General features: G+C 46.7%; 17 protein-coding genes. 5 read left to right on the plus strand and 12 right to left on the minus strand.

Annotation, left to right across the window (positions count from 1 at the left end):
• Positions 1 to 223 precede the first annotated feature (223 nt).
• The 3 genes from NWE73_RS17545 to NWE73_RS17555 form a co-directional block, all read right to left on the minus strand.
• Complete coding sequence (locus NWE73_RS17545) at positions 224 to 457, minus strand: CopG family antitoxin (RefSeq protein WP_277579668.1); 234 nt, start codon at positions 455 to 457, stop codon at positions 224 to 226.
• A complete protein-coding gene (locus NWE73_RS17550; protein WP_277579669.1) occupies positions 423 to 776 on the minus strand; it encodes a BrnT family toxin in 354 nt (117 codons plus the stop codon). The genes NWE73_RS17545 and NWE73_RS17550 overlap by 35 nt, the downstream gene beginning before the upstream one ends.
• A 322-nt stretch (positions 777 to 1,098) precedes the next feature.
• On the minus strand, positions 1,099 to 1,926 hold the full coding sequence (locus tag NWE73_RS17555) for a glycosyltransferase family 17 protein (RefSeq protein WP_277579670.1): 828 nt from the start codon (positions 1,924 to 1,926) through the stop codon (positions 1,099 to 1,101).
• A gap of 11 nt (positions 1,927 to 1,937) precedes the next feature.
• On the opposite strand from NWE73_RS17555, the gene NWE73_RS17560 reads away from it, so the two are divergent.
• The gene (locus NWE73_RS17560) at positions 1,938 to 2,981 is read left to right on the plus strand and encodes a glycosyltransferase family 9 protein (RefSeq protein ID WP_277579671.1); all 1,044 of its coding nucleotides are present in this window, start codon (positions 1,938 to 1,940) and stop codon (positions 2,979 to 2,981) included.
• A gap of 93 nt (positions 2,982 to 3,074) precedes the next feature.
• Here NWE73_RS17560 and feoB read toward each other — a convergent pair whose 3' ends face one another.
• Entirely contained in the window at positions 3,075 to 5,000 is a 1,926-nt protein-coding gene (gene feoB / locus NWE73_RS17565; protein ID WP_277579672.1) for a ferrous iron transporter B, read from the minus strand.
• Positions 4,976 to 5,206: a FeoA family protein gene (locus tag NWE73_RS17570; RefSeq protein WP_277579673.1), complete on the minus strand. Its 231-nt coding sequence runs from the start codon at positions 5,204 to 5,206 to the stop codon at positions 4,976 to 4,978. Before NWE73_RS17570 ends, feoB begins: the two co-directional genes overlap by 25 nt.
• Positions 5,207 to 5,428: 222 nt before the next feature.
• Between NWE73_RS17570 and NWE73_RS17575 the strand changes: the two genes are divergently transcribed.
• The gene (locus tag NWE73_RS17575; protein WP_277579674.1) at positions 5,429 to 6,490 is read left to right on the plus strand and encodes a BP74-related protein; all 1,062 of its coding nucleotides are present in this window, start codon (positions 5,429 to 5,431) and stop codon (positions 6,488 to 6,490) included.
• Here NWE73_RS17575 and NWE73_RS17580 read toward each other — a convergent pair.
• Complete coding sequence (locus NWE73_RS17580; protein WP_277579675.1) at positions 6,480 to 6,977, minus strand: 6-pyruvoyl trahydropterin synthase family protein; 498 nt, start codon at positions 6,975 to 6,977, stop codon at positions 6,480 to 6,482. The genes NWE73_RS17575 and NWE73_RS17580 overlap by 11 nt on opposite strands.
• 28 nt (positions 6,978 to 7,005) lie before the next feature.
• On the opposite strand from NWE73_RS17580, the gene NWE73_RS17585 reads away from it, so the two are divergent.
• Complete coding sequence (locus NWE73_RS17585) at positions 7,006 to 7,365, plus strand: 6-pyruvoyl trahydropterin synthase family protein (protein WP_277579676.1); 360 nt, start codon at positions 7,006 to 7,008, stop codon at positions 7,363 to 7,365.
• Positions 7,366 to 7,389: 24 nt separating this feature from the next.
• On the opposite strand, the gene NWE73_RS17590 is transcribed toward NWE73_RS17585, so the two are convergent.
• Both NWE73_RS17590 and asd read right to left on the minus strand, forming a co-directional pair.
• Positions 7,390 to 7,854: a hypothetical protein gene (locus tag NWE73_RS17590; RefSeq protein ID WP_277579677.1), complete on the minus strand. Its 465-nt coding sequence runs from the start codon at positions 7,852 to 7,854 to the stop codon at positions 7,390 to 7,392.
• 115 nt (positions 7,855 to 7,969) lie between these two features.
• Positions 7,970 to 8,797: an archaetidylserine decarboxylase gene (asd, locus tag NWE73_RS17595; protein ID WP_277579678.1), complete on the minus strand. Its 828-nt coding sequence runs from the start codon at positions 8,795 to 8,797 to the stop codon at positions 7,970 to 7,972.
• 137 nt (positions 8,798 to 8,934) lie between these two features.
• Between asd and NWE73_RS17600 the strand changes: the two genes are divergently transcribed.
• Complete coding sequence (locus tag NWE73_RS17600) at positions 8,935 to 10,479, plus strand: NAD(P)/FAD-dependent oxidoreductase (RefSeq protein ID WP_277579679.1); 1,545 nt, start codon at positions 8,935 to 8,937, stop codon at positions 10,477 to 10,479.
• A gap of 242 nt (positions 10,480 to 10,721) precedes the next feature.
• Here NWE73_RS17600 and icmF read toward each other — a convergent pair whose 3' ends face one another.
• From icmF to NWE73_RS17615, 3 genes are read right to left on the minus strand one after another with little or no spacing between them, the layout of a single operon-like run.
• Positions 10,722 to 13,961 (minus strand): fused isobutyryl-CoA mutase/GTPase IcmF, encoded by a 3,240-nt coding sequence (icmF, locus tag NWE73_RS17605; RefSeq protein ID WP_277579680.1) that lies wholly within the window; start codon positions 13,959 to 13,961, stop codon positions 10,722 to 10,724.
• A 3-nt stretch (positions 13,962 to 13,964) separates the two neighbouring features.
• The gene (locus tag NWE73_RS17610) at positions 13,965 to 14,762 is read right to left on the minus strand and encodes an enoyl-CoA hydratase/isomerase family protein (RefSeq protein WP_277579681.1); all 798 of its coding nucleotides are present in this window, start codon (positions 14,760 to 14,762) and stop codon (positions 13,965 to 13,967) included.
• A gap of 18 nt (positions 14,763 to 14,780) precedes the next feature.
• Positions 14,781 to 15,698: a 3-hydroxybutyryl-CoA dehydrogenase gene (locus NWE73_RS17615; protein ID WP_277579682.1), complete on the minus strand. Its 918-nt coding sequence runs from the start codon at positions 15,696 to 15,698 to the stop codon at positions 14,781 to 14,783.
• A gap of 123 nt (positions 15,699 to 15,821) precedes the next feature.
• Between NWE73_RS17615 and NWE73_RS17620 the strand changes: the two genes are divergently transcribed.
• Positions 15,822 to 17,240: an SH3 domain-containing protein gene (locus NWE73_RS17620; RefSeq protein ID WP_277579683.1), complete on the plus strand. Its 1,419-nt coding sequence runs from the start codon at positions 15,822 to 15,824 to the stop codon at positions 17,238 to 17,240.
• A gap of 13 nt (positions 17,241 to 17,253) precedes the next feature.
• Here the strand turns inward: NWE73_RS17620 and NWE73_RS17625 are convergent, their stop codons facing one another.
• Positions 17,254 to 17,547, minus strand: coding sequence for a DUF962 domain-containing protein (locus tag NWE73_RS17625; protein WP_277579684.1), 294 nt, complete (start codon positions 17,545 to 17,547; stop codon positions 17,254 to 17,256).
• Between the last annotated feature and the right edge of the window lie 11 nt (positions 17,548 to 17,558).

The following is a 17,558-nucleotide window of genomic DNA, read 5'->3' on the forward strand; positions in this document are numbered from 1 at the left end:
CAATTATGAGTTAATTACAGATGATGATGTGGACGATGTCTAAGCCACAAAATACGGCCGAAAATTGTCTTTATCTTGAGTTGAATCCAATGTTTTTAACTCAGAACGCATATATTTGACCCCAGACTTCTAATACAAAAGGTTGGCGATATGCCCTGCGGGCATATGTAGAGCGGGCCGCAGGTGGTCGCAGCGCACCTGCTTCAGGGGATTTGACGATGGACTAAGAGGCTTTTAACTTCCTGAGACCATCCGCAATAAGAAGCCTCATCAGCACCTGATAAGGTATCCCTTTGCTCGCTGCAATCTCCTTGAGTTCCTTTAACATCTCTTCTTCCAAGGCAATGCTAGTAGGCTTACGGCGCGCACCCTTGAGACGACTAAGACCAGCAAGGATCTCTTTAGTATCAAACTCAATTCGATCATATGTTTTTAAGCGCTTTACTGATTTCTTCATATAAACCTCTCTCTTTCCGACTAGCAGGACGGCCACTGATTGGTCGCACACGACCTTCACGCAAAGTAAAAACTACCGAAAGCATTCGACCTGTTTTACTTGGACCAATAATACATAGTCGCTCCTCAACTACGGCTGGAGTTACCTGCCTACCCAGCGGAACTGCCATCTTCAACTCAAACAAAGATTCAATTTCATCCGTTCCAACATCATGCTTTCGGGAACTTTTCTGACTATTGCCTGAATCCCACTCAAACTCAAAGCCGGATGACTGTTGATACCAATAAGCTAGCCAAAGTAAGAACTTAAACTGTGCCATTGTAAGCCTTCGCACCAGCAGCCGCCTGACAACGCACATGTATTACACTATAGTACACTATACTAACGCAAATGACAATCATGATAACCTTAAGAAATATGATAAGATAATTGAATACCCTAAATCGTCGGGTGCCGAACGTACTGCAAGGTGGGGACCCTTGGGGTGGGCCCTTTTGCCTATTTTTTTGGTCATTTTTCGGACTGAAAATGATTACCGAGAGAAAACGTCAGAGCCGCCACAGGATTTCCCCCATAGACCTCTGAGATTCGCGCGTCTTCTAATTCAATTGCGCTAGCCTTTTTAATATTGCTCAAGAGCTCTATTCTAAAATGAGCTCTTGATACTTCTCTTTGTGATCTTGAAGATATTGAGGGAAGTCTTTTCCGATCTTTACGAACTCAGAATCCAGCTCTTGACCATATAGACTTCCACCCTTGCGAAGCACTTCTTCAATACGCTTTGGATCTTTGAAATCCACGACGTTGTGTTCTGTGTGCGCATAAGCTTCGATCTTTTCGATCACCTTTTTCACTCCGCCAAGATAACTGAAATGCCAGCCACCTTCCGAGATGATAGTGACTTTTTTAGAGCCTTGGCGCTCTCCACGAAGAAGACGTGCTTTTTGCACTGTCTTTAAATCTTTATATTGCAACATCACCGTGCCCTGCCATGGCATATAGCCATTGTAGACTTCAATAGGCTCTGGATATTTTTTGATAAAGCAATTGAGGTAATAGTAATAAAGTCTTTGTTGGAAAACCTTGATGCCTGGTTTATCAGCATATTGTTTTACCAACTCAGGACGCGGGATTTCGTCCACATCTGAAATAATGATGACATCGTCAGGCTTGCAGTTTTTCAGGCCGCGTTTGATTTGCTCTTTTTGATGATCGTCATAATCCCAAGTCGTCGGCACGCGAAACTTGGCAAAGAATCCAGGGTATTCATCAACAACAATATGCTCAATTTTATGCAAGAAAGGCTTGAAACGCTCTTTGTTTTGCTCAAAAAACAACGGCTTTTCAGCTTTTTGGAAGGTGCGAGTGGCCTCGACCAGGACAAAGCGATCCACTACCGAATCCAAAGTATTCAGACGGATCTCTAAAAGATCGAGCTCATTAAAGAATGCAAAACAGTCGTAGATCATGCTATCCTCGTATGCGTATGACTATGCCTTACCAAAAAATCCTTGTCATTAAAACTCGCGCAATTGGAGACACCGTTATTTGGACCTCCGCCCTTGCTAAGCTGCGTAAGGCGTATCCCCATGCCGAGATTCACGCCCTGACCTATGGCATGAACAAGGACATCTTGCTCAATAGTCAGCTCATCAACAAGCTCCATTTGGTCGACGCGAAATCAAAATCGGATTTTGTTAAAAAGCTTTGGCAGTTGCGTAAAGAAAAATTTGATCTTCTTCTGGGCTTTCACGTTTCTGGAAGCCTTTGTAAGTTTGCCTGGCTTACGGGCGCCAAAGAGATCGTCTTGCACCACCACAGCTTGCATAGAACCCCCTTCCTTTCGAGCAAAAAGGTGCCCCATGCTGGCGACCTTGAAGACGCCATTACGCGTGACTACCGGGTTCTGGAAGCGATTGGCCTCGATCCTGAACACGAACTGACTAAAATTGATCTTTCACCAGAGGAAGCTGAGTTCGCTCAGAGTTTAACCCACGAAAAAATCGTGGCAGCCGGTGGCGATCCCGACAAGAAAAGATTCATCTTTCTTCCCGGGGCCTCTTATTCATTGAAGATTTACCCAAAAGATCTTTGGGTCGAGGTCGTTAAAAAAATCAAATCCGAAGGCCACTATCAGCCTCTGATTTTATGCGATCAGAAAATTTCAAAAGAATGGAACCTGCCAGAACTTGCTAAAGAACTCGGCGTCCCCTTGATTGATGATGTCAGCCTTCGTAAATTCATTGCGCTAATTTCTACAGGTTCGGTGACTTTATCAAACGACTCCAGCCCTGGTCATATCTCTGTGGCTCTTGGCGTGCGCACGCACTTCTTGTTTGGCCCTGCCTGTATTGGAGACTGGTTCTGCTATGACAAGAACTTGCACACCTATCACCGCGTGGATGTCCCGTGCCGCATTCAAGGCCCGCGCGACCGCGAGCAATTCCAGTTCTGCACGGTCACAGAATGCAGCCATCACAGCTGCATGAGAAAAATTAAACTATTGGATATTCAAAACTGGTAAACCGCGAAGGTACCTGCTTCCTATTTGTTCAAAATAGAAAGCAATGACCGCAAAAAGATGTACTTATTTAAACCAATAGGAAGCAGGTACCTTTTAGGCGATGCCCATCGCGCGAAGGCCTTGTACCAAGCCTACCGCCAAGAAGTAGGCGACCACGTTGAAAAGTATCAACTGTGTCAGCGCCATCTTTAGCGAGCCGCTTTCGCGGACTTGTACGGCAAACGTGGACATGCACTGAAGTGCAATCATAAAGAAGACAATAAGCCCCAGAACACTGCTGACTGTGAAGATCTTTTGGCCCTGGGTATTCACCGCATCCGCCATGGTTTTCAACATGGATTCCTGCTGAGTGTCTTCGTTTTTGTCGGTGACATTAAAGACAATAGCCATCGAAGAAACAAACACCTCACGCGCTGCAAATGCAGAGAGCAAGCCCACACCAACACGCCAGTCTACACCCATCGGCGACATGACGGGCTCCATAACATGGCCCATTTGTCCCGCGTAGCTAGTTTGCAATCTTTGAGAGTCTTCCGCCTGATAGTTCGGGAAATTGGTTCCGGCCCAGATCAAGATCGCGAAAATAAAGATCGGCGGCCCCGCGCGTTTCACGTAAGACATCGTGCGAGTCAAAGACTGACGAAGCAAGACACGGAATTTAGGTTTGCGATAAATCGGCAGTTCCATCATAAAAAACGACGTGTCTGTTTTCGGCAAAAATCTATTTACAATTCCAGCCGCAATTCCACCGATAACCAAAGCCCCTAGATACAAGAATGCGAGTGCAAATCCCGCCTGCCATGCCGGCTTCCCGTGAAACAAGAAGGCCAACAACAAGGCATAGATCGGCAAGCGCGCAGAACAAGTCATCAAAGGGATCACAAAGGATGTGATCCAACGATCACGGCTTGAAGAGATATTGCGAGTTGCAATGATCGCAGGAACCGCACAGGCAAACCCAGACAACACCGGAACAAACGAACGTCCGCTCATCCCCAGCGCCGAAAAAGGTCGGTCAATCAAAGTCGCGGCACGCGCCAAGTAGCCCGAACTTTCCAAAAGTCCGATACCAAAGAAAAGAATAAAGATCTGCGGTACGAAAACCATCGCCGCACCCATGCTGGCAATGATTCCATTCGCTAAGAAATTCGACCACAATGAATCAGGAGCCATATGCAAGACCGCTTGATTCATAAAACTAAACGCCTGATCCACCCAATCCATCAAAGGAGCTGCGGCCCAGAAGATAGAAGAGAACAACAGCCCCATGATACCGATGAACATCACCAAACCAAACCATGGATGCAACAGGATGCGATCGATCGTTTCGGTATTCTTAACGATATGATTCAAACGATCTTCCGCATGATCCGTTTTGTGCGTCAAAGCCTCGCCGGCGATTTTCTCGCACTCTTTAAGCTTTTCATCCAAGACTTCAAAACCCCAATAGACGGGCTTCACCACCGAGGACTCTTTGGGAATCTTCTTTGCTTCTGCAACGATTTCCAAAAGTCCACCAGCCAGCAATCCATCAAATTGCAAAACCGGGCACCCCAAAGTTTTACGTAGATAGTCCATGTCGATCTCAATGCCTTCTCTGCGAAGAAGATCGGCCATCGTCACAACCACGATCATCGGGAAGCCAGTCTCTTTCACCTGCAAAGCCAATTGCAAATGGCGAGACATTTGAGTTCCATCAATTACGACGATGATGCCATTTACTTTCCCAAATTCAGGACTGTTGTAAATCGCTTTCAACGTCACTTCTTCATCCGCACTCTTAGGATGCAAAGAGTATGTTCCCGGCGTATCCATCGCAGAAAAGCCCTCACCAAGATGAGAAGCCAATTTACCGACAGAGTACTCAACCGTTGCTCCAGGATAATTCACCGTTTTAAAACGTGATCCGGTCAGCCAGTTGTAGAGAGTTGTTTTTCCAGAATTAGGGGCACCGACAAGAGCAATTGCCAATTCAGAAGATTGAGTTTGATCGTTTACTTGAGTGTGATTGTCGCGCATTGCGCTTCCTCATTTCGAAGAGCCAAGAAGCTGGTTTTAAAGCGCACCAAAAGAGGTCCGCCGAACGGGGCTCTTCCTAAGATTGTAACCAACATACCTGCATGCAAACCCATCTCATGAAGACGTTCACGGATGAGATCCTCACCACCCAAACTTTGGATTTTTACGGTTTGCCCTGGTTTTAAAGATAAATCGAGTAAGGTCATGGGTTTCCTTAAGAAATTAGATACTTAGTTAAGATTATAAGGGCATAAAGGGAAGTTCTTTGGCCTCGCAAAACCCACTTGAAAACAAGTTGATAATCTCCCCCTCCCCCCTATGCCAAGGTTTAGAAAAATAACCCTGGACTAAGACAAATAGACCACGTCGTTGGTCGTGTTTTTGTGGGGAATTATCAAGTTTGTCCCCACTAGACCGATCTGAAGTCTATGGATAAACGTCTTAAGACCATCATCGGTGTTTGCAGCCTGATTCTAATGACGCACCTGCCCGCAAAGGCTTCAGAGGTGTTCTATTCGCCTGATCTTTGCGCACCCGAAGAGCTCAATCTGGTTTTAATCAACAACTCTGATCAGCCACTCAAAGCTTGGACCCAAGTACGCTCAAAGATGGATATCGATGAGATTCAATTTGATATTCCCGCACAAACGAAATCTAAAATTTCTGGCGACGAGTTTTTGAAATCTCGCCAGGCTTTCACCGTTAAAACGAACGACAACGATAAACTTCAAGTCATTCTTCAGTGCGCACATCGGCCAGAACTCTCTCTTGGCACCTTCACTTCTCCAGAAGTCACACATCTTTTTTCAAAGCCAACTCAAAGCCTTAAGATTCATCTCTTAAATCTTTTCTTGAAATCTAACAGTGTGAAGATGAAAGCTTTGGGTTCATTGGGCGAAGTGATCGAAGAAAGATCCATCACTCTTGAGAACTATTATGATACGGAATCGCTAAAGTGGATTTTACCTCGTCCGGTCAGCCGACTTGAGATCTCTGGAACGGATCGACTTCATTCAGAAGTTCTTTATGAATCTCAAGACGTTGAACTTCAAAGTAAGGGTTCTGCTTTAAAAAATGTGACTTTCAATGTGAATCCAGAAAAGACTTATTTCCTGGTTTCCACGAAAAACCAAAACCCCAGCGGGGCCTTTGTGATCGCCTTGGATGAAGCGCAAAAAATTGCCACGGCTCGCGAGCAAATTGCCGATCCAGAACTTGAGAAAATTGTCGTAGCAACCGTGAGCCTGGGATCAGGGAATTTCAATCGTGCCTTTGCCAGCCCCGACAAATCACCCTACTCTTGGAGTGTTTCACAAGTCGATGCCTTTGCCGATTTTGCCCATATCGACTGCGATGGCAGCCCGGATTTGGTAGAAGAACGTTTGGAAAGAAAACTGCTCGAGGGAGGACGCATTTGCTTCTGGCGCTACCGAGTGGTGCGCGAGCTTTCCCCTCTGGAAGTTTCAACGGGATTACTTCTTAAGCCTTAGATTTAGCGACCACACTGGAAGCGCCCTGCCCGCGCGTTTCCTCAACCAAGACTTTAACTTTGCGAACGCCGTACTGTGCAAACTCCGCAAAGAATTCTTCCGCCAATAGACGAGAGAGATTTTCAACGCTGGTATTGGTTACCGGCAGCAAAATGACTTCGTTTTTAGGGAACACGTAAAAGCGATCACGGAAAGTCACTTCCAGGGATTTCTCGTTGGACTTGAACTTCATGTCCGGGTGATCTTTCGGCAAAAGAACAATCTCATCCCAACTGTCTAGCTTGGCTTTGATGAACTTTTTGAAAACATTGAAATCAATGAAGTAGCCTTCAGAGTGAAGATCCTCTTCCGTCGGGGCCAAGATATCCACTTTGACCTGATAATTGTGCCCATGAAGACGTTCGGCATGTGTTTCGTCAAAAATCAGGAAGTGAGCCGCTGAAAATTTAAAATTTTGCTTAGCCAAATGCAATGTGGTCGTGGACATAAGAACCCCTAATGGTTATATCTGTAGCATGAAATTCGAACTGAAGCAGCATTTTCAAATTGAATCAGCCCGTTTCCTCCCCCATCTGCCGCCAAGCCATCCTTGCTCTCGCATGCATGGCCACAGCTTTAAGATTGTCCTGACCCTTGTAGGCGATCTTGACCCTAAGATTGGCTGGGTGATTGATTACAATGATATTCAGGCGCATATGAAGCCGCTTTTGGCTCTTATTGATCACCGCGTTTTAAACGAGGTTGAAGGGCTCGAGAATCCCACTTCTGAGCTTCTAGCAAAGTGGATTTTTGACAAGGCTCGCGCAAGTCTTCCGATGCTCACGCGAGTGAGTGTGGCCGAGACTCCGCTTACGGAGTGCTCTTACCCGGCTTAAAGAATCTTCAGGATTCTTTATGGACTACTGCCATTCGCAATAGACTTCTTTACCATCCACGATATGAGAATAAGAATCGTCGTTGTTGTGACCAATAACGGCGCCAGTTTTCGGGCTGTAGATTGTGCCCACTGGGTTATCCCCTGGATAACTCAATACTTCGATATGAACTTCTCCGGTTGCTTTTGATGTGCGGATTTTCAAATAGAAGTCGTTGTATTCTTCGTTAGCCTTCAAGGTCGCTTGAATTTCTTTAAGCGATGTTGCCTTTTCAAGATAGCCACCACCGACAAGATACTCATTCACCAATTTCAAATAGAATGGGGAAAGAGTTCTCGTTTTCTTGATGTCGATCGTGACTGTATTGAAGAAAGGATCCACCTCGCCCTCATAAGACACCATCTTCTTACAGAATTCAGGTTCCTGAGTGGCTGCGGATGCAGCATTAAAAGAAAGTACAATGAGAAGGGTCGCAAGAATATTTTTCACCGGTATCTCCTGGAAAGCGTTCGTTATGGAATGAACAGGCTTATAGGAGACTTGCTGTCATAAAGGCAGTGCATGTTTTTAAACTAAACATGCACCAAATACATAGTACCGGGCACTACTTGATCAGCGGACCATTGACCTTCACAGAAGGCCCCAGGTTCAAATGACCTTCGAACTTCTGACGGAAGCTCGGTGGATAAAGCATCACGATCGTCGAGCCCATGCGGAACATTCCGAGCTCGGCACCCTTGTGAGTCGGAATCTCTGGCGAGTAGAACTTATGCTGGAAGATATGGGGACCTTTTTGATTGCCTTGAATCTGCTCATCAAAGCTCAGGCAGATATGACCCACATTAGTCGCACCCACAAAGACCACGCCCACCGGGCCCAAATCAGTATCGATCTCCACCAAAACACGTTCATTTACAGAGAACAAATTTTTGATATTTGTCGTGCTCCACTCATTCACTGGCCACAACTCGCCCGGCATATAACGAACTGAAGTGATATCCCCATCGACTGGAGAGTGCACGCGGTGATAATCCGTTGGGCAAAGATAATATGTGAGGAAAAAGCCACCGGCCCATTTTTTATCGCAATCTGGGTCTTGAGTGAACTCACTCAATTTATAGGTGATCCCTTTTGCCTGAATCAAAGTCCCATCATCAATCGGCGCGGATTGTGTGATTTTGCTATCCGCTGGATGAACGGCCCAGGTATTTGCCACGGGACGAGTGCCTAACTTCAAACGACGGATGAAGAAATCGCCGATGGAGGGGTACTCTGTGTAGGGTTTTTCAGCCTCTTCGAGGTTGATGTTATAAAACCACGCGAAAGATTTCACGGTGGCGCGGGCCCAAAATTTAGGTCCACGGTAGTGCATAAATTTCCCGACCCAGCGACTGAGGCGGCGTTTTGGAAGAATTCTTGTAATTGCTGACATATTATTTACTTACCCCAGCCTTCCCCCTTTGTCACTCACAGCCTTTTTGGTATAAAAGAGACCTACTCCGGCGATTCCGGAGGCTAGCTGAACAAAGCAACCCCTATTGGCACATAACAAGGCCCAGAAGGATCCCCATGTCGAAGATATTCAACAATATCGAAATCCCTATTGACCAAGACCTCGAAGAAAAACTTCAATACTTGATGCCTGAGCACGGCCCTTACCGCATTCTTCGCCAAAGCGTGGATGCTCGCCGCGCTCACTCTCCGCATTTTGTCTATTCGGTGGAAGTAGCGGCCAAGGGCGAAACCTTAAGCAATCCACAATTTGATCTTGAGAAAATCAAAACTCCCTCCGAGAAGCCTTTGATCGTGGGAACAGGCCCTGCCGGACTTTTCGCAGCCTTGCGCTTTGTTGAGCGCGGAGTTCCATGTGTGTTGTTTGAGCGTGGTTCTGACAGTGGCGAGCGCATGAAGGGCATCAATCAATTCTGGCGCTATGGCAAACTCGATACTCGCAACAACGTGTGCTTCGGTGAAGGTGGCGCAGGTCTTTACTCTGATGGTAAATTGATCACGCGTATTAAGTCTCCGCACATCCCTTACGTGATGAATCGCTTGGTGAAATTTGGCGCGCCCGAAGAGATTCAATGGCTTTCAAATCCCCATGTGGGATCCGACCGCATTCGCCGTGTGATTCCCAAACTTCGTGAGTTCTTAAAAGCCAATGGTTGCGAGATTCATTTCAATACACAAGTGACTGAGATTCTGACTGAAGGCAAACAGGTCGTCGGCGTGCGTACTGAGCATGGCACCGAATTTAAATCTCCACATGTGATTCTGGCGACGGGCCATTCTGCCGAAGATATGATCAATCACCTGCATGAATTGGGCGTCCACCTTGACGGCAAATCATTCGCCATGGGCCTGCGTATTGAGCACTCGCAAGCCGATATCAATAAGATTCAATATCGTCAGTTCTCGGAGCATCCCAAATTAGGTGCTGCCAATTATAAGCTTGCCGACCATGACGACGAAACTGGTATTGGAGTTTACTCATTCTGTATGTGCCCGGGAGGCTATGTTCTGTCTGCCGGCACGGAAGCTGACGGCTTGGTTTGCAACGGCATGAGCAACTACAATCGCAATTCGCCCTATGCGAATGCCGCGATCGTTGTCAGCATTGATCACAATAAACTATTCGGCAATGACACTTTCGGTGGCATGAAACTTCGCCGTGAATTGGAAACGAACGCCTTCAAAGCGGTTCAATCAGCCGGTGGAACACGCGAGCTGCCAGCACAAAATTTGATGGACTTCCTGGGCGGCACTTCAAAAAAAGGCCCTCGTGCTTTGCGACCGGGATCATCTCCATCTGGAGCTCTGAACATTCGCCTGGACGAACTTCTTCCCAAGCATATGACGACGCGAATTCGCGAAGGTCTTGAGAAATTCAATCGCAACATGAAAGGCTTCGTCGTCGAAGACGCCCAAGTCTATGGCATCGAGTCCCGCACCAGTTGCCCTGTTCGCGTAACCCGCGACAACGAAACTTTAGAAAGCATCTCGCACCCCGGCCTTTACCCCGCCGGCGAAGGTGCAGGCTATGCCGGCGGAATCACCTCCGCCGCTTGCGACGGAATCAAGATCGCCGAAAAAATCATCGCAAAATTGTCTTAGAAATAAAAAGGGAAGTTCAAATGAACTTCCCTTTTTTTTATACGTTGAGCCTCAAAGGCTACTCGAAACCCACCTTTGGTGGTCTCGCCGTACATTTTTGACATGCATTGCGACACCAGCGCCGAAAGTAAGGGTTATCGACTTCCTGAAATCTACATCGCAAATACTACTATTAAGATTCTGGTGTTGAAAATTAAAAGGGAGCTCTGTTGAGCTCCCTTTTAATTGGATACTGCCATCCTTTAGAGATTGCGGCGGTATTGGCCGCCGACTTCGTAGAGGGCGGTTGTCATTTGATAGAGACTGCAATGTCTTGCTGCGCTCATCAGAGCTGCGAAGATATTGCCGCCATTCAAGACTGTTTCTTTTAGCTTTTTAAGTTCCAGTTCACCTTCAGACTGATGGTCTGTTTGGTATTTATGAACATTATCCAGCTGTTGGTTCTTTTCTTCGTAAGAAGCACGAGCCAACTCGATCTTTGGTGGGACATAGTCCGCAGCCATTGTTTTAGGATCGATGAAAGTGTTCACGCCGATGATTGGCAAAGTGCCATCATGCTTCAAACGCTCATAGTACAATGATTCTTCCTGGATTTTTGAACGTTGGTATTGGGTTTCCATCGCACCCAAAACACCACCGCGTTCATTGATCTTTTTGAATTCATTCAGAACCGCTTCTTCAACCAGATCGGTCAGCTCGTCCATGAAGTAAGAACCCTGCATTGGGTTTTCATTCATGGTCATGCCGAACTCACGGTTGATGATCATTTGAATTGCCATCGCACGACGAACAGATTCCTCTGTTGGAGTCGTGATAGCCTCGTCATAGGCATTCGTATGCAAGCTATTGCAGTTATCGTAGATAGCTAGCAAGGCCTGCAAAGTGGTGCGGATGTCATTGAAGTCAATTTCTTGAGCATGCAATGAGCGGCCTGAGGTTTGAATATGGTATTTCAACTTTTGCGAGCGATCATTCGCCTTATAAAGATCACGCATCGCGACCGCCCAGATACGGCGAGCCACACGGCCTAATACAGAGTACTCAGGATCCAGACCGTTGCTGAAGAAGAACGACAAATTCGGTGCAAAGTCGTCCACTTTCAAACCGCGAGACAAATAGTATTCAACGAAAGTGAATCCATTCGACAAGGTGAAGGCCAATTGAGAAATCGGATTCGCTCCGGCTTCAGCAATATGATAGCCCGAAATACTGACAGAGTAGAAGTTGCGGATTTTCTGTTTAACAAAGTATTCCGCGATATCGCCCATCATCTTCAACGCGAAGTTGATAGAGAAGATACAAGTGTTCTGCCCTTGGTCCTCTTTAAGGATATCGGCCTGCACTGTCCCGCGCACCTGTTGCAGAGTCCAAATTGCGACATCGGTGTACTCTTGTGGAGTCACTTTACGACCCAGCTCTTTTTCTTTCTTTTCAACCTGCTGATCGATCGCTGTATTGAAGTAGAAAGCCAGGATCATTGGCGCTGGACCATTGATCGTCATACTGACTGAAGTATTTGGATTGATCAAATCAAAGCCCGCAAAGAGCTTTTTCATATCATTCAAAGTACAGATGCTCACACCTGATTCTCCGACTTTACCGAAGATATCCGGGCGCTGGTCAGGATCTTGTCCGTACAAAGTAACGGAGTCAAAGGCCGTCGACAAACGGTGAGCTGTCTCACCCTTCGTCAAATAATGGAATCGACGATTGGTTCTTTCCGGAGTTCCCTCCCCCGCAAACATACGCTTGGGATCTTCATCGGCGCGTTTCAGTGGGAACACCCCTGCTGTGAACGGGAATTCACCGGGAACATTCTCAAGCTTCAAGTATCTGAAGCGATCGCCCCAGTCCTTCATTTTAGGGACAACAACCCTGCGGATTTTTGTTCCGCTTAAAGATTCACGAGTCAAAGTCTGGCGAAGTTCTTTATCACGAACCTGGAAAACCAATTCATCGCCAGAATATCTTTCGATCAATTTGTCGAAGCCCTTTAAAGATTCTAATTCCTCAGCTGTGAATTCCGCTTCCAGCTGACTTTGCACTTTTTGCACTTGTTCCGCAGGAGTTCCCAACAAGGGAGCCAGCTTTTGAAGACTTCCAAGTTTTGAAGCCTCTTCGGCCAGCACTTCCGTGCGTTTTTTATATTTATGAATTGTTGAAACAATCTCAGCCAGGTAGTTCTGACGATCTGCGGAGATGATTCCATGTTCTTCTGCTGAAAGGATGTTCGCTTTGTGGTTTGCATCCACAACCCAACGACCTTTCTGTCTTTCTTCCAACATATCAGCGAGCTTAAAGAACAACTTATTCACGCCACCGTCGTTGAACTGAGAAGCTTGAGTCAGATAAACTGGAACTTCCACTTTTTCGTCAAAGATCTTGCGAGAGCGCTTGTACTGTTTCGTCACATCGCGAAGAGCATCCAATGCCCCGCGACGGTCCGCTTTATTGACCGCAATCAAATCCGCGAAGTCGATCATATCGATTTTCTCAAGCTGCGACTGTGCGCCGAAGTCAGAAGTCATCACGTACATCGACATATCACTGACTTCAGTAATGGCCATGTTTCCTTGACCAATCCCTGAGGTTTCCGCGATCACAAAATCGAAATCAAGTTGACGGATGAATTTCAAAATCTCCGGCAAAGAAGAAGCAATCTCTCGGCCTGAACCACGGGAAGCCACGGAGCGCATATACACTTTTGTGCGCGACAAAGAATTCATACGAATACGGTCACCCAGCAAAGAACCGCCGGTTTTGCGCTTGGACGGATCCACGCACACAACTGCGATTTTCTTATCCGGATAAGCATTCAAATAACGCTGAACAAGTTCGTCGATCAATGACGACTTACCCGCCCCACCGGTTCCGGTAATACCCAAAACCAAAGGAGGATTTTTTGCTTTGAATGAATCCAAACCAAAGTTGCTGAGTGAAACATCTTTGTTTCCGTTTTCAATCGCAGTCAATGCCACACCCAGTTCCACAGAAGGAACGGTGTCGCCCTGAAATATATTCTTCTTAGTTTTAAACTCTTTTTGTTTTTCCAGAAGGTCGAAGTCACAGCCGCGAACGACCATTTCGATCATACCTTCAAGACCCAAACGACGACCGTCTTCAGGATGGAAGATCTGAGCGATGCCATAGGCCTCGAGCTCTTTCTTTTCATCATAGACGATCACGCCTCCGCCACCACCATAGATTTGCACATAGCCAGCACCTGCTTCGTTCAAAAGATCACGCATGTACTTGAAGTACTCCATGTGACCACCTTGATATGAACTGATGCAAACCCCTTGGGCGCCCTCTTGAAGAACGGCCTTCACAACGTCGCTCACGGAGCGGTTGTGGCCCAAATGGATCACTTCAGCGCCCATATCCTGAAGAATACGGCGCATGATATTGATACTTGCATCGTGCCCATCGAAAAGAGCCGCTGCTGTGACAATTCTAACTGGATGCTTGGGAGAGTATGCCATTAACTATTCACCTTTAAAATTTGCTTTGCGCTTTTCAATGAAAGCGCCGGTGCCTTCTTTGACGTCTGCTGTATGGAAAAGTTCAGAGAAGATTTTCGCTTCATTTTTCTGAGCCTCTTCAACATCCATATCCCAGGCTTGATTGATAGAGAACTTCGCAGCCCCCACCGCAACAGGCGCTTTAGATAAGATTGCATCTACGGTCTTCATCACCGTGGTCATCAATTCCGCTTGCGGAACAACCTTGTTCACCAAACCATAGGTCAAGGCTTCTGCAGCTGTGATCATACCACCCGTGTAGGTCAGCTCGCGAGCTTTACGCTGCCCCACCGCACGAGCCATACGAACAGTACCACCAAAGCCTGGAATCAAACCCAGGCTGACTTCTGGCAAACCGAATTTTGCATTTTCAGAAGCATAAATAAAATCACAACCAAGAGCGAGTTCACAACCACCGCCAAGTGCAAAACCATTGACCGCTGCGATCACTGGAATTTTCAACAATGTGAACTCGTGGAAAATACTTTGACCACGCTGTGCGAAGGTCAAAGCTTTCTCTTCATCAAGTTCGTGAATTTCCTTGATATCCGCGCCCGCGACGAATGCTTTTTCACCCGCGCCAGTAATGATCAAAACGCGAGCATCAACATAAGACATTTCGCCAATCTGACGAAGCACTTCACCCATTTCGCTAAGAACGGTCGAATTCAAGGCATTCAAAGCCTCTGGACGGTTGATCGTAAGGATCCACACGCCATTTGGTTTTTGCTCAAGAAGAAGAGTTTTATATGAAACATCCATGACAACAAATCCTTATGCTTATTTCTGAGAATAGTCGTAGAAACCACGACCTGACTTACGACCCAACCAACCCGCTTCAACATATTTCACAAGAAGTGGACATGGGCGGTATTTAGAGTCACCCAAACCATCATGAAGGACGTTCATGATCGCAAGGCAAGTGTCCAAACCGATAAAGTCAGCCAAAGTCAAAGGACCCATAGGTTGATTAGTTCCCAATTTCATAGCACTGTCGATAGATTCTACGGAAGCAATGCCTTCATGAAGAGTGTAGACAGCTTCGTTGATCATCGGCATCAAGATGCGATTCACGATAAATCCTGGCATGTCTTTCACAGACTCAACGAAAACCTTATCCATTTTTTCCGCCAAAGCGCGAACCGCTTTGAAAGTTTCATCTGAAGTTTGCAAGCCACGGATACCTTCAACAAGCTTCATCAAAGGAACTGGATTCATGAAATGCATACCAGCCACTTTGTCTGGACGCTTCGTCACCGCAGCGATTTTAGTGATTGAGATGGAAGACGTATTGGAAACCAACAACGCGCCAGCTTTTACATGGGCATCAAGGTCTTTGAAGATTTTAAGTTTCAAATCAACATTTTCAGTCGCAGCTTCAATCACGATATCGCAATCTTTCAAGCCTGCCGCCTCATGGGTTGTTTTGATGCGACCAAGAAGAGTGGCTTTATCAGCCTCCGTCATCGCGCCTTTTTTGATGATGCGATCACAGCTTCCAGAAATCGTCGCGATGCCTTTTTCAAGCGCTGTTCCGTTCACGTCCATCATGATGACGTTGAAACCAAAGTTTGCTGCTACTTGTGCGATCCCGTTTCCCATTTGTCCTGCGCCAACAACGCCGATCAATTTAATTTCCATGTCATTCCCCTTCGTGTAACTCTGCGCATCATTTTGCACGTCATTTACTGTGTTCATGCGCGCTTTTTATGCTTTTTAAAATAGAGTTTTTATTAAACTCGATACCTCTACCTTACCTTAGGCCTGAGGTCAAAAGTTCTGGTCTTGAGAGCACCTTGGCGAAGCCCCCAAAATAGAGAAATGCGTTCTATTCTCATGCGCGTTTCTACATTGCTCCTTTTAAGCCCTCCAGCGTTTGTCGCGCTAAGCACCGCCGCGCTCAGTACAGTCGCGCAAGCGGCTCTCAGTACGGATGCGACCTCAGCCCTCTCCTTCTATCGTTCCAGACAGAGCGTTTTCCCGTCTGGCCAGGCGAGTCGAACCGAGCTTGAAAACAAGATCACCCACACCGAGCTGGAACTTTCTTACAGCGTCTCCTGGGACCATAAAACTTATGCCCTGGATAGCGACCAGATCCTGCGCGATATCCAGACGGCCCGCTATGTCGACACCAAATCCAGCTGCGAACTTTTAAGCCAAAATCTAAGAGATGCGCGCGCTCTGAAGGTGCTTCCAGCCAAGGCCACCTTGGAAGTTCTCGAAACGGACCCTTACTGGGCTCGCGTCAAAGAGAAAAACGGCAAACTCGAAGGCTGGCTGCCTTTGCATCTACTACAGGCAAAGCACGAAGACACCGGAGTTTACGTCAACTTGATCGACACCTATCTGCGCAAGGGCCCTGAAATTCCGTCTGGCATCGTGACCACCATTCCCCGCCTGCGCCGAGTTCTTCCTTTGGCAATTGAGAATGGCTTTTTAAAAATTCAATACGAAAACAAAATTGGTTATGCCGACATCAACAATTTTGTTTCCCGCGCCGACTTCGCAAACCTCGCGTACTCACCCAAAGGGAACTGGATGACGATCAGTCATCGCAACGGCGCCTTTTTGGTTACTAAAGCCGGAACGCAGGTTCCCGTAAAAGATATTCTGGGTTACGTCACCAACAGCCATCGTGGTGTTGTGGTTCGCCCTTCCGGATCCTCAGGTCCACAGCTCCTTTCCCGCGTTGAAATTTTAAAACCCACTGCCAATGTGTGGGCCAGCAGCAAGCTCGAAGGTCACGGCGAAGTTTGGTGGAAAAAAAGCAATTTACTCATCGAAGATGAGGTGAAATCTTCAACAACGATTACGACTGACGAGCTGATGAAGAGAGAAATCTATTCGATCGCTTTTGAGAGTAAAGATTCCTTGCGTGGAATTGTTTCCTCAGAAGGTGTTTATCGCACGGAAGATGGTCTCAAATGGACTTTGATTCCTTTGTTTGGAAAACAAAACTACCCGGTCAATATTCATCCCAACGGAAACTGGTTTGTGGGTTCCTATAAGAGCGTCAATGAAGGCAAAAGCTTCGAGCCCTTCATTCGCTGGGATCAGATCGCCCAAGCCATTGAAAGCGCACTTCATCGCAATCCTAAGGTTTTGCGACTGACCCAAATCGAATCTTTGCCAAATTCACAGGTACAGATTTATGTCGATACAGGCGTGAACAAAATCAAACTGCGCAGCTCACTTTCAAGCTTCAGTTCAAATCTCAATTGGAGCGTTATTAAGAACTAGCACCCCGCTAGTTCTACTTCCAAAGTTTCCCCATCAACATCAGATAAAACATCTTAAAGTCCCCGCGCAAACTCCATAGAGGATGTTTAAAGGTCGCTGGACGATTTCTCTCAACGATAAAGTGCCCCACCCAAGCAAAGCCATACCCCACGATAGGCAGCGCCCAGGCGAACGCCCATTGCTTGGTCACAAGCAAACTGATGAAAATGATGTGCACCAACAAGGTTCCGACAAAATGCAAACGGCGATTGGTGAGGTTGGAGTGTTCTGACAAATAAAAAGGCCAAAACTCTTTAAATGTTTTCATAGTCACTCCGT

It is taken from the genome of Bdellovibrio svalbardensis (assembly GCF_029531655.1).
Taxonomy (GTDB): domain Bacteria; phylum Bdellovibrionota; class Bdellovibrionia; order Bdellovibrionales; family Bdellovibrionaceae; genus Bdellovibrio; species Bdellovibrio svalbardensis.